Source organism: Pseudomonas sp. NPDC090752, from assembly GCF_055584805.1.
In genome coordinates, this window is sequence record NZ_JBVJLI010000012.1 from 56,873 (window position 1) to 68,227 (window position 11,355).

General features: G+C 62.1%; 11 protein-coding genes. 5 read left to right on the plus strand and 6 right to left on the minus strand.

From position 1 onward, the window contains the following. Positions 1 to 247: 247 nt before the first annotated feature. On the plus strand, positions 248 to 829 hold the full coding sequence (locus ACZ6YA_RS17075; protein ID WP_465898281.1) for a LysE family translocator: 582 nt from the start codon (positions 248 to 250) through the stop codon (positions 827 to 829). On the opposite strand, the gene ACZ6YA_RS17080 is transcribed toward ACZ6YA_RS17075, so the two are convergent. Beyond that, positions 818 to 1,615, minus strand: coding sequence for an AraC family transcriptional regulator (locus ACZ6YA_RS17080; RefSeq protein ID WP_465898282.1), 798 nt, complete (start codon positions 1,613 to 1,615; stop codon positions 818 to 820). The two genes, ACZ6YA_RS17075 and ACZ6YA_RS17080, sit on opposite strands and share 12 nt — an antisense overlap. 10 nt (positions 1,616 to 1,625) lie before the next feature. After that, positions 1,626 to 2,168 (minus strand): helix-turn-helix domain-containing protein, encoded by a 543-nt coding sequence (locus ACZ6YA_RS17085; protein WP_465898283.1) that lies wholly within the window; start codon positions 2,166 to 2,168, stop codon positions 1,626 to 1,628. Positions 2,169 to 2,320: 152 nt separating this feature from the next. Between ACZ6YA_RS17085 and ACZ6YA_RS17090 the strand changes: the two genes are divergently transcribed. Both ACZ6YA_RS17090 and ACZ6YA_RS17095 read left to right on the plus strand, forming a co-directional pair. After that, positions 2,321 to 3,103, plus strand: a complete 783-nt coding sequence (locus ACZ6YA_RS17090) for an aldolase (protein ID WP_465898284.1) — start codon at positions 2,321 to 2,323, stop codon at positions 3,101 to 3,103. A 33-nt stretch (positions 3,104 to 3,136) separates the two neighbouring features. Further along, the gene (locus ACZ6YA_RS17095) at positions 3,137 to 4,030 is read left to right on the plus strand and encodes a dihydrodipicolinate synthase family protein (protein WP_465898285.1); all 894 of its coding nucleotides are present in this window, start codon (positions 3,137 to 3,139) and stop codon (positions 4,028 to 4,030) included. Between the two features lie 50 nt (positions 4,031 to 4,080). On the opposite strand, the gene ACZ6YA_RS17100 is transcribed toward ACZ6YA_RS17095, so the two are convergent. The 4 genes from ACZ6YA_RS17100 to ACZ6YA_RS17115 all read right to left on the minus strand — a co-directional run bounded on the left by ACZ6YA_RS17100 (position 4,081) and on the right by ACZ6YA_RS17115 (position 9,408). Further along, positions 4,081 to 6,288 carry a TonB-dependent siderophore receptor gene (locus ACZ6YA_RS17100; protein WP_465898286.1) on the minus strand — a complete coding sequence of 736 codons (2,208 nt, stop codon included), beginning with the start codon at positions 6,286 to 6,288 and terminating at the stop codon, positions 4,081 to 4,083. Positions 6,289 to 6,447: 159 nt separating this feature from the next. Beyond that, positions 6,448 to 7,866, minus strand: a complete 1,419-nt coding sequence (locus ACZ6YA_RS17105) for a short-chain fatty acid transporter (RefSeq protein WP_465898287.1) — start codon at positions 7,864 to 7,866, stop codon at positions 6,448 to 6,450. A gap of 151 nt (positions 7,867 to 8,017) precedes the next feature. Beyond that, complete coding sequence (locus ACZ6YA_RS17110; RefSeq protein WP_465898288.1) at positions 8,018 to 8,674, minus strand: CoA transferase subunit B; 657 nt, start codon at positions 8,672 to 8,674, stop codon at positions 8,018 to 8,020. A 35-nt stretch (positions 8,675 to 8,709) separates the two neighbouring features. Further along, complete coding sequence (locus ACZ6YA_RS17115; RefSeq protein WP_465898289.1) at positions 8,710 to 9,408, minus strand: CoA transferase subunit A; 699 nt, start codon at positions 9,406 to 9,408, stop codon at positions 8,710 to 8,712. Between the two features lie 139 nt (positions 9,409 to 9,547). Here ACZ6YA_RS17115 and ACZ6YA_RS17120 point away from each other — a divergent pair, with 139 nt between their 5' ends. Both ACZ6YA_RS17120 and ACZ6YA_RS17125 read left to right on the plus strand, forming a co-directional pair. Next, entirely contained in the window at positions 9,548 to 10,453 is a 906-nt protein-coding gene (locus tag ACZ6YA_RS17120; RefSeq protein WP_465898290.1) for a LysR family transcriptional regulator, read from the plus strand. Further along, positions 10,441 to 11,262: an aldo/keto reductase gene (locus ACZ6YA_RS17125; RefSeq protein WP_465898291.1), complete on the plus strand. Its 822-nt coding sequence runs from the start codon at positions 10,441 to 10,443 to the stop codon at positions 11,260 to 11,262. The genes ACZ6YA_RS17120 and ACZ6YA_RS17125 overlap by 13 nt, the downstream gene beginning before the upstream one ends. Positions 11,263 to 11,355 lie beyond the last annotated feature (93 nt).

Consider the following 11,355-nt stretch of genomic DNA (forward strand, 5'->3'; position numbering starts at 1 on the left):
CTCGAAGGAAGCGTCACGAGGACGGCGGGAGGATGGCCGGAAAGGCCGAGGACTGGGGGGCTCCGCGAAGGTGCTCATAGGGACCTGAATAGAAAATTGGGAAGGTGATCCTACAAGCACAGCAGGTTTTTCAGATAGCGCGAAACTATTACAAAACCTGTAACAGGTCGCAGGGGACTTTTCTTCAATACCTGGCCGCGCCCAGTGGGCAGGATGGAAGCATCAGTCAACCCTCGGAGTATCGCCAATGAGCCTGCCCCTTTCCATGGCCGCTTTCGCGCTTGCCGCATCGATTTCACCCGGCCCGGTCAACCTCGTAGCGCTCGCCAGCGGCGCACGCCACGGCCTGCTGGCGAGCCTGTGGCATGTGGCGGGAGCTACATTAGGCTTCTGCCTGCTGCTGGTACTGGTTGGCCTGGGTGTGCACGAGTTGCTGTTGCGCTGGCCGGTGATGGCTATAGCACTGCATTGGGGTGGCGTGGCATTTCTGCTGTATATGGCTTGGAAGCTGGCTAGGAATGTTGGACAGCTGGATGACACCCACTCGCAGTGCCCACCCTCAGCCTGGCACGGAGCGGCAATGCAGTGGTTGAACCCCAAAGCCTGGCTGGCGGCAGTGGCCGGCGTAGGGGCTTACACCGGCGGTGAGCAACCGTTGTTGTGGATGTTCACCTGGATCTACGGGCCGATCTGTTTTATTTCAGTAGCCTGCTGGGCCTGGGCCGGGAGTGTGATTCGCCAGTATCTGCTGGATTCGCGCTACATCCGGCAGCTCAATTGGGGGCTGGCCGTGTTGTTGATGGCTAGCGCGATGCATTTAGCTGTCTGAAGGTGTCTGCACTGCATCGCGATAATGCCCAGGCGTCGCTGCCAGGTGCTTCTTGAACGCCCGCTGCAGATGCGCCTGGTCGGCAAACCCCGCTTCCAGTGCCACCTCGGCAATCGCCCGCCCCCTGCGCAGTTGCGCCCGGGCATGCTGTACCCGCTGATCGAGCAGGTACCCATGCGGGGTCAGGCCGAACCGCTGAGCAAAGGCGCGGATCAAGTAAGAACGAGACAAACCGCTGGCGGTACAGATGTCCTCCAGCGTCAGCGGGTCAAGCCGGTGCGCGCGAATGAACGCCGCTGCCGCCTGCAGACCAGGATGCTCGGGCAGCGTTTGCCCAGTAATGGTTTGCAGATAGCCTGGGAGCTCATTGAAAAAGTTTGCCAAATGCCCTTCCCGGTCATTCAGTTCGCTATCGAACAGGCCGGCAAACAGTTGCAGCAAGCGGCTGTAAAGCGCCGGCGAGGTGCTCCAGGCCTGCGCTGGCAGTTCGAAACCAAGCGCCTGCAGCCACGGCCAATCGACAAACAACATCAGATATGACCACCCCAGCCCCGTAATCGGATTGCAGGTGTGGACGACACCAGGGTTCATCAGCACCGTGGTCCCGGCAGCCACCTCGATCTGCTTGCCGCCACTCAGGTAGGTGCTCCGCCCCCCCGTGATCACGCCAATCGAGAAGCTCTCGTGGGAGTGCGCGGCGTAGCACACCTTGCGCCCGTCCCCCACACACCGGGCCTCAACGAACGGCAATGCCGGATCCCGCCAGAACCGCGACACCTCGATCATTGCCCGGCCCTCATTCGTTGCCGTCGTGCACCACTACCAGCAACTGCGCCGGGTGTTCACCCACCGAGCGCAGGCGGTGCGGGGTCTGGGCGTTGAAGTGCAGTGCATCGCCCTGCTCCAGCAGCACCCGCTCATTCATGAAGTCCACCTCCACCTGCCCCGCATGGACGAACAGGAATTCTTCGCCCTGATGCTCTTTGAAGGTCGGGTCGGTGAACTCGCTTGGTGGCTGGATCAGGAACGGCAAGAGGCTGCGCTGCCCGACCTGAGTGGTCAGCGCCGCATATCCCGGCCCGTGCCCATCCCCCACCAGCGCCTGCCGCTCGCCCTGGCGCACCAGGCTGTAACGGCTTTGCCCAGCGTGCTCTTCGGCGAACAATTCCTCCACGTTGACGTTCAGCGCCCGCGCCAGTTTCAGCGCGGCAGCGATCGACGGCGTATTGAGGCCACGTTCGACTTTCGACAGATAGCTCTTGGTCATGGCGGATTTTTCAGCCAGCGACTCAAGGGTGATGCCAAGTTTCTTTCTCAACAATTTCAGTCGGTTAGACATGCCGCGTGTTTTTCCCGGACCTACAGGCTTGCTTATGACACTTTGTGTCATATAGGATAATTTGTGTCACGTCTGAGAACCTTCCTCCACCGACCAAAGCATCGGAATGTTCAAGCGCTGACGTCGCCCATCACGCCACAGAGGACTTTCCCATGGCCAAGACCCTGACCCACAGCAAAGACCAGCTAGTGCAAAACGCATTGGCGCAGATGCAAGGCTCGCTCGCCGATAATACGTGGACTGTGAAGGAAAAGCTGGCCCTGACCTGCCGAATTCTCTTCGAGCACGGCCACGACTCGGGCCTTGCCGGGCAGATCAGCGCCCGCGGCCCACAGCCAGGCACCTTCTATACCCAGCAACTGGGCCTCGGTTTTGATGAAATCAGCGCCAGTAACCTGCTGCTGGTCAATGAAGATCTCGATGTGCTCGAAGGCCAGGGCATGCCCAACCCGGCCAACCGCTTCCACAGCTGGGTGTACCGCGCACGCCCGGATGTGAACTGCATCATCCACACCCACCCGACCCACGTGGCGGCCTTGTCCATGCTCGAAGTGCCGCTGGTGGTGTCGCACATGGACCTGTGTCCGCTGTATGACGACTGCGCCTTCCTCGAAGCCTGGCCAGGCGTGCCGGTTGGGAATGAAGAAGGCGAGATCATCAGCGCCGCCCTCGGAGACAAACGCGCCATCCTGCTCTCGCACCACGGGCAATTGTCCACCGGTACCAGCATCGAGCAGGCCTGCGTGTACGCCCAACTGATCGAGCGCGCCGCGCGTCTGCAGTTGCTGGCCATGGCAGCCGGCACCGTCAAACCTATAGCACCTGAATTGGGCCGCGAAGCGCATGACTGGATCGACCGGCCCAAGCGCCATGCCGCCGCCTTCAATTACTTTGCCCGGCAGAGCCTGCGCGCCCACGCCGACTGCCTGAACTGATTCCAGAATGCCTTGCTTGCGGAGCTTATAACCATGACCACTGATTTCCACGGCATCATCGGCTACACCATCACCCCGTTCAGCGCCGACGGCGAGCAACTTGACTTGCCGGCCCTCGGCCAATCCATCGAGCGCCTGATCGACGGCGGCGTGCAGGCCATCGCACCACTGGGCAGCACCGGCGAAGGCGCCTACCTGAGCGACAGCGAATGGCAGCAGGTGGCTGAATACAGCCTCGCCCAGGTGGGCAAGCGCGTACCCACCATCGTCAGCGTCTCCGACCTGACCACCGCCGGCGCCGTGCGCCGCGCCCGCTTCGCCCAAGCCCACGGCGCCGATGCGGTGATGGTGCTGCCTGCGGCGTACTGGAAGCTCAGCGAGGCCGAAATCCTCCAGCACTACCACAGCATCGGCAGCGCCATCGATATCCCGATCATGCTCTACAACAACCCCGCCACCAGCGGCACCGACATGCCGGTGGAGTTGATCCTGCGCATCGTGCGCGAGGTCGCCAACGTCACCATGGTCAAGGAAAGCACCGGCGACATCCAACGCATGCACAAGCTGCAATTGCTCGGCGAAGGCCAGGTGCCGTTCTACAACGGCTGCAATCCCTTGGCGCTGGAGGCGTTCGTGGCGGGGGCCAAGGGCTGGTGCACGGCGGCGCCGAACCTGATCCCGGCGCTCAATCAGCAGTTGTATCAGGCCGTACTGGCCGGCGACCTGGAGCAAGCCAAAGCGCTGTTCTACCGGCAGCTGCCCTTGCTCGATTTCATTCTCAAGGGTGGGCTACCGGCGACCATCAAGGCCGGGCTGGGAATGACCGGGTTGCCAGTAGGTGAACCACGGCGTCCGGTGTTCGGGTTGGATGAGCAAGAATGCAAGCAGCTGGCGGCGCTGCTGAACAGCCTCGATATCAAGGTATAAAGCCACCCCTGTGGCAGTGGGCGGTTGCACTGCCACAGGGAGCCGTACGCTTACAGCGTCCAGTCCAGGCTCACCATCATCGTCCGTGGCTCGCCGTGGTACACGCCGTTGTAGAACCCCAGGTTGTTGTAGTAATGCTCGTCGAACAGGTTCTTCACGTTCAGCGATGCCGACAGGTGCTCGTCGAATCGATAGCGGGCCATCAGCCCGACGACCGAGAACGCCTTCTGGCTGATAGTGTCGGCAACGGTAATGATCCTGCCATCGGCATTGCGCCCTACCGGCCGGCTGGCAGCCTTGTAGTTGTCGCTCTGCCAGTCCACGGTGCCGCCCACGGTCAGCGCCGGGGTCACGTTGTAGGTGGTGGAGAAACGCACCAGGTTCAGCGGCTGCTCGGTATTCTTGCGCTGCTTGTCGCCGGTTGCGGCGTGGGTATAGCTGTAACCCAGGCTCATCTGCCAGTCGGGCGTCAGTTCACCCGCGATCTCGGCTTCGAAACCCTCCACCACGACGCCTTTGCCACCCGACTTGTAGTAGATCTCGCCATTGGGCCCCGGAGGAACAGAGTCGTCCTGTTCGGCGACGTTGTCCTGCTTGCTGCGGAAGACCGCAGTGCTCACATTCAATCGATCATCCAGCAGTCCACCCTTCAGGCCGATCTCGTAGACCTTGCCAACGATGGGCTCCAGGTATTCTTCGTCGACATCACGCACCGTCTGCGGGTTGAAGATGTCGGCGTAGCTGGCATACACGGTGTATTGGTCGGTCAGGTCGTAGAGTACACCGGCGTAAGGCGTCCACTGATCGTTCTGGGTCTGTTCGCTGCGCGTACTGTGGGTGACCGCAAGGTTGTTGTCATAGGACCAGTTCTTGGATTCGGTTTCCCAGCTGCCATAACGGCTGCCGAGCACGAAGTGCAGGCGGTCGGTCGGGTTCAGGCGTGTCGCGATGTAGCCGGCTTTTTGCTTGGTGCTTGAACGGGATGAATCCAGGCCGGTGTCGTAATCGCTGAACTTGACGATATTGCCCATGTACTTCCAGTCGGGAATCACCCCGTAGCCGGCTGGGTCGTTGCGCCCGGCAAACGCGGGCGAGCGGTTGCGACGTTCGGAGACGCCATAGCCGACCATGAAATCGTGGCTACGACCGAACAGTTGATAGGGGCCGGCCAGGTTGAAGTCGATTGCATCCATCTTCTCCTCGCCGGAGAAGTGGCTGATATAGGCACCCATGCCGCTACGGTCGGCGGCGGGGAAACCGCTGCCGCCGTAGTAGACCTTGCCATCGGTATCGCTCTCGCGGTGCGTGTAGGCAGCCTTGAGCAGCCAGTCATTGGCCAGGCGTTGGTCGAGGGTGATGAACGCCGTCTTATCCTTCAGCGGCCAGGACGACCAGGGCGCCGACATATTGGTGGAACGCGGCAGATCAGCCTTGCCGCCCTCGGCGTTCCAGTACGGCACCGTACCCCACGAGGCGCCCTGGACATCCTTGTTCTGGTAGTCATAGCCCACTGCCAGGACCGTGCTGTCGGTCAGGTCCGCTTCGAGGATGCCGTAGGCCACTTCACGCTGGCTGGCGTATTTGTCCATGTACGACTTGCTGTCGCGGTAGGCCAGCACTGTGCGCCCACGCAGGCGCCCGTCCCAGCCCAGCGGGCCGCCGACGTCCAGGTAGCTGTAGTAGTTGTCGTAACTGCCGGCGCTGACGCCGCTCTTGACCGCCAGCTCATGGGTCGGACGCTTGCGCACCATGGCGATGGTGCCGGAGGGGTCGCCCGCGCCGGTGGTCAGGCCGGTGGCGCCGCGCACCACTTCGATGCGGTCGTAGATGATGGTGTCCGAGTCCGACTTCAACCCAGAGAAGGTGTTGAGCATCCCATCGATTTGAAAGTTGTTGATCGCATAGCCGCGCGAATAATAGGTCGGCCGCTCGGAGTCATTGCGCTGCACGGTCACGCCGGTGACGTGAGCCAGCGCCTCGGACAGGGTATCGAGTTGAAAGTCGTCGAGCTGTTGGCGGGTGATGACCGAAACCGATTGCGGGGTTTCCTTGATCGACAGGTTCAGGCGCGTGGCCGCACTCATGCTGCCGGTGGTGTAGGAGCCGCTGTTCTCGGTGGTACTGCCCAGGCTTTGGGCGAGGATTTCGGTGGAGCCAAGTTCCAGTACCCCCTCCTCTGCATGCGCTTCGGCCGAGCCGATCAGGGTGGCACATAGGCCCAGGGTCAGGGTCGTGGAACGTTTGATGGGCGCGAACATCGCTGCCTTACTCCTTGTACGTTTGCTGAAGATCCGTGGCTGCCATTGCCTGGCATTCACATGAAAACGAATCTCGTGTGAGAATCGTTATCGATTTGTCAACAAAACGTAAAGAAGGGCGATGTTCAGTCGCCCTTCTGCCAGCAGCAACCCGTCAGCTCACGGCATTACAGGGGGCACGTACTGCAACGTGGTGCCCAAGGCCCACAACAGCACCAGCACCAGTGGCACGTGCACCAGCAACTGCACGAATGAGAAGCCGATCAGGTCTCGGGCCTTCAGCCCCAGTACTCCCAGCAGCGGCAGCATGTAAAACGGGTTGATCAGGTTGGGCAGCGCTTCGGCGGCGTTGTAGATCTGCACCGCCCAGCCCAGGTGATACTGCAGGTCGTTGGCCACCAGCATCACGTAGGGCGCCTCGATGATCCACTTGCCACCGCCCGAAGGGATGAAGAAGCCCAGCACCGCCGAGTACACGCCCATCAGCACGGCATAGGTGTCGTGGGTGGCGATCTGGGTGAAGAACAGCGAAATGTGGTGGGCCAGGGTCTGTTCGTCGACACCCTTGACCTGGGTGAGAATGGCGGCGATCGAACCGTACAGCGGGAACTGGATCAGCACACCCGTGGTGGTCGGCACCGCCCGCGCCACGGCGTCGAGGAAGCTGCGCGGCCGCCAGTGCAACAAGGCACCGAGCATGATGAACAGCAAGTTGTAGGTGTTCAGTCCGGAGATCGCGGTAATCGCCGGTTTGGTGGCGAATTCCTGGTACAACCAGCCGCCTGCCAGGGCAACCATCAGCAGGATCAGGATCGGGCTGTACTCCAACCACTCGCCCGGTCGGGTGCGCTGAGGTGCGGGCGGCGCCGTAAAGCTGGGGTCGACGCCGCAGTCCTCAGCGCTGCGCGCGCTGTTCGGCCCAGGTGCGGTGGCATAGGCGATCACCAACGATACGATGACCAGCGCGGCCAACATGACCCCGGATTGCCAGAGGAAGATGGTTTCGGTGAACGGAATCACCCCGGTGATCGACAGGATCGACGGCGGCAGGCTGGCCGGGTTCGCCTGCAGCTGCGCCGCCGAGGACGACAAGCCCAGCGCCCAGACCGCACCGAGCCCCAGGTAGGCGGCGGCGCCGGCCGCCCGATAGTCCATCTTCAAGTCGCTGCGGCGCGCCAGCGCACGCACCAGCAGGCCGCCGAACACCAGTGACAGGCCCCAGTTAAGCAAGGAGGCCAGCATCGAAATCAGCGCCACCCAGCACACCGCCGAGCGGCCGTTCTTTGGTACACGGGCCAGGCGGTCGATCAGCCGTGCCGCCGGTGGCGAGCTGGCCACCACATAGCCGCCGATGACCACGAAGGCCATCTGCATGGTGAACGGGATCAAGCTCCAGAAACCATCGCCAAAGGCCTTGGCGGTATCGGTGGGTTTCCCTCCCATGGCCAGGGCGCCGAGCGACACCAGCATCACCGCCAGGGCGGCGAATACCCAGGAATCGGGGAACCAGCGCTCGGCCCAGTTCGAGCAGCGCAGGGCAAAACGGGCGGAGCGGCTGTCTTGGATATCAGCGGCCACTTGTGACTTCCTTTTATTGGTTTTGTGAGTTGGATCAGTAGCTAGCAAAAAGCACAAAACCCTGTGGGAGCGGGCTTGCCCGCGAATGCTTTGGTCGATTCACCATTGCATTCGCGGGCAAGCCCGCTCCCACAGGGTCGGCGGTGGGGCCCTAGAACGTCATTTCCTTCACGTCATCCGGCACGATCAGCTTGCCGGCGGTCTTCGCGATGATCTCTTCAACGCTCACCCCCGGTGCGGTCTCGCGCAGGATGAAGGCGCCGTCTTCGATCTCCAGGTAGGCCAGGTCGGTGAGCACCTTGCGAATGCAGCCAGCACCGGTCAATGGCAGGCTGCAGCGCGGCAGCAACTTGGACTCGCCGTCCTTGGAGGCGTGGGTCATGGTGACGATGATGTTCTCGGCACCGGCGACCAGGTCCATGGCACCGCCCATACCCTTGACCAACTTGCCCGGGATCATCCAGGAGGCGATGTTGCCTTCCACGTCCACCTCAAAGGCACCGAGCACTGTGAGGTCGACGTGACCGCCTCGGATCATGGCGAAGGATTGCGCCGAGTCGAAGATCGACGCGCCGCAGCGGGCAGTGACGGTCTGCTTGCCGGCGTTGATCATGTCGGGGTCGATCGTGCTTTCGGTGGGGAATTCGCCCATGCCAAGTAGGCCGTTTTCCGACTGCAGCATCACGTCCATATCGGCCGGTACATAATTGGCCACCAGGGTCGGAATACCGATGCCGAGGTTGACGTAGTAGCCGTCCTGCAGTTCACGGGCGACGCGTTGCGCCATCTGTTCGCGGGTCAATGCCATGGTCAGGATCTCTTTGTTGTTCTGATGGGCGGCGCTCAGGCCTTGACGGTGCGCTTTTCGATGCGTTTTTCGAAGGTGCCGACGATCACCCGGTCGACGAAGATGCCCGGGGTATGGATTTCACTGGGCAGCAGCACGCCTGGCTCGACGATCTCTTCCACTTCGACCACGGTGATCTTGCCGGCGGTGGCGGCCAGCGGGTTGAAGTTTTGCGCGGTGTTGCGGTACACCACGTTGCCATAGTGGTCGGCCTTCCAGCCTTTGACGATGGCGAAATCACCGGTGATGGATTCTTCGAGGATGTACTTGCGACCCTTGAATTCGCGCACTTCCTTGCCTTCGGCCACCGGAGTGCCATAGCCGGTGGCGGTATAGAACGCCGGGATGCCCGCACCACCGGCGCGCATTTTTTCGGCCAGGGTGCCTTGAGGGGTGAGTTCCACGTCCAATTCGCCGCTGAGCAACTGGCGTTCGAATTCGGCGTTCTCGCCCACATAAGAGGCAATCATCTTGCGGATCTGCCGGTCTTCCAGCAGCACGCCCAGGCCAAAACCGTCGACGCCGCAGTTGTTGGAAACCACGGTGAGGCCCTTGACGCCACGGCGTTTGATTTCTGCGATGAGGTTTTCCGGGATGCCGCACAGGCCGAAGCCGCCGGCCAGTACCGTCATGTTGTCGGTCAGGCCTTCAAGGGCCTGTTCATAGGTTGCTACGCGCTTGTCCAGTCCGGCCATGCTGATCCGCCTTTTGTAGTTGTTGACCGACGAGGCTGTCGGTGAGCGTGTAGATGCATCTTCACCGCTGGCGACTGATTTGTTAATTTTGATTTCGTCATCGATTGATAACTTTTTCAAAATAACCCGTGAGCCCGCCATGAACGTCAAGCAACTGCGCGCCTTCGTCGCCGTGGCCAAGTACCAGAGCTTCGCCCAGGCGGGCGAGCATCTGCATGTGTCCCAACCGGCCCTGAGCCTGACCATCAAGGCGCTGGAGGACAACCTCGGCGGCGCCCTGCTCACCCGCACCACCCGCAGCGTCAGCCTGACGGCCGAAGGCGAAGTGCTGTTGCCGCTGGCCCGGCGCCTGCTGGCCGACTGGGACGATACCGAAGAGATGCTACGCCAGCGTTTCACCCTGCAACTGGGGCGGGTTTCGGTGGCGGCCATGCCGGCCTTTGCCGGCAACTTGCTCCCGCATACGCTAAAGGTGTTTCGCCAGCGCTACCCGAAGGTCAACGTCACCGTGCACGACGTGATCAACGAACAGGTGTTGGAACTGGTACGCCACCGCCGCGTCGAACTGGGCATTGGTTTCGAGCCGGAAAATACCGAAGGCCTGCGCTTCTACCCACTGTACCTGGACCGTTTCGTCGCCGTGGTGCCGGCCGATTCGCCACTGGCCTTGCATGGCGAAGTCAGCTGGGCGCAGTTGCTGGCCGAAGATTTCATCGCACTGCAACGCCCTTCGGCCGTGCGCTTGCTGCTGGAGCAGAATGTCGCGGCGCAGCACGGCAAACTGGCGGTGGCGTTCGAAAGCCACCAGCTGTCGACCGTCGGCCGCATGGTCGCCAACGGCCTGGGCGTCAGCGCAGTGCCAGCGCTGTGCATCAAGCAGATGCAGGAACTGGGCGCGCGCTGCATCACACTGGTCGAGCCCGCCGTCGAACGGCGCATCGGCGTGATTGCCCTTGGCGACCACAAACTGTCCACGGCAGCCCAGGCGCTGCTGGAGGTACTGCTTTCCCATACCCAGACTCCGGAGGTGACATGCGATACGTGAAACTGGCAGGTAGCGACGTGCCGGCCATTGGCCAGGGCACTTGGTACATGGGCGAGGATCCTGCTCGCAGGGCCGCTGAGGTTGCTGCCCTGCAGCAAGGCATCGAGCTGGGCATGGGCCTGATCGACACCGCCGAAATGTATGCCGAAGGTGGCGCCGAGGAAGTGGTCGGCCAGGCCATCGCCGGGCGGCGTGATCAGGTGTTCCTCGTCAGCAAAGTGTATCCGCACAATGCCAGCCAAGGTGGTGTGCCTGCTGCCTGTGAGCGCAGCCTCAAACGCCTGGGCACCGATGTCATCGACCTGTACCTGCTGCACTGGCGTGGCCAGTACCCCTTGGAAGAAACCGTGGAGGCGTTCAAGCGCTTGCGCGAAGAGGGCAAGATCCGCCGCTGGGGCGTTTCCAATTTCGATGTCGATGACTTGCGCGCGCTGCACAACCCCGAGTGCGCCACCAACCAGGTGCTGTACAACCCGGTGCAGCGCGGCATCGAGTTCGACCTGCTGCCGTGGAGCCGGCAACGCGGTTTGCCGATCATGGCCTACTGCCCGTTGGCCCAGGCTGGTCATCTGTTGCAGCATCCACTGTTGAGCGAGATTGCCGAGCGGCACGGCGCATCGCCGGCGCAGGTCAGCTTGGCCTGGGTTACGCGCGATGACGGCGTGATTGCCATTCCCAAGGCGGTGGCGCCTGAACACGTGCGGTTGAATGCAGCGGCGGGGGCGTTGACCTTGACCAGCGAGGATCTGCGGGCGATTGATCGGGCGTTTCCGGCGCCGACACGCAAGCAGCATTTGGCGATGGTGTGAAACTTACCGGCCTCTTCGCGGGGCAAGCCCGCTCCCACAGGTACGGCGCAGGACCTGAACCTGTGGGAGCGGGCTTGCCCCGCGAAGAGGCCG

What these genes read in the sequence shown, in the direction of transcription:
- ACZ6YA_RS17110 (WP_465898288.1), bottom strand. Translation starts at nt 8,674, where the DNA reads ATGGCATTGACCCGCGAACAGATGGCGCAACGCGTCGCCCGTGAACTG.
- ACZ6YA_RS17075 (WP_465898281.1), top strand. Translation starts at nt 248, where the DNA reads ATGAGCCTGCCCCTTTCCATGGCCGCTTTCGCGCTTGCCGCATCGATT.
- ACZ6YA_RS17085 (WP_465898283.1), bottom strand. Translation starts at nt 2,168, where the DNA reads ATGTCTAACCGACTGAAATTGTTGAGAAAGAAACTTGGCATCACCCTT.
- ACZ6YA_RS17120 (WP_465898290.1), top strand. Translation starts at nt 9,548, where the DNA reads ATGAACGTCAAGCAACTGCGCGCCTTCGTCGCCGTGGCCAAGTACCAG.
- ACZ6YA_RS17115 (WP_465898289.1), bottom strand. Translation starts at nt 9,408, where the DNA reads ATGGCCGGACTGGACAAGCGCGTAGCAACCTATGAACAGGCCCTTGAA.
- ACZ6YA_RS17125 (WP_465898291.1), top strand. Translation starts at nt 10,441, where the DNA reads ATGCGATACGTGAAACTGGCAGGTAGCGACGTGCCGGCCATTGGCCAG.
- ACZ6YA_RS17090 (WP_465898284.1), top strand. Translation starts at nt 2,321, where the DNA reads ATGGCCAAGACCCTGACCCACAGCAAAGACCAGCTAGTGCAAAACGCA.
- ACZ6YA_RS17095 (WP_465898285.1), top strand. Translation starts at nt 3,137, where the DNA reads ATGACCACTGATTTCCACGGCATCATCGGCTACACCATCACCCCGTTC.
- ACZ6YA_RS17100 (WP_465898286.1), bottom strand. Translation starts at nt 6,288, where the DNA reads ATGTTCGCGCCCATCAAACGTTCCACGACCCTGACCCTGGGCCTATGT.
- ACZ6YA_RS17080 (WP_465898282.1), bottom strand. Translation starts at nt 1,615, where the DNA reads ATGATCGAGGTGTCGCGGTTCTGGCGGGATCCGGCATTGCCGTTCGTT.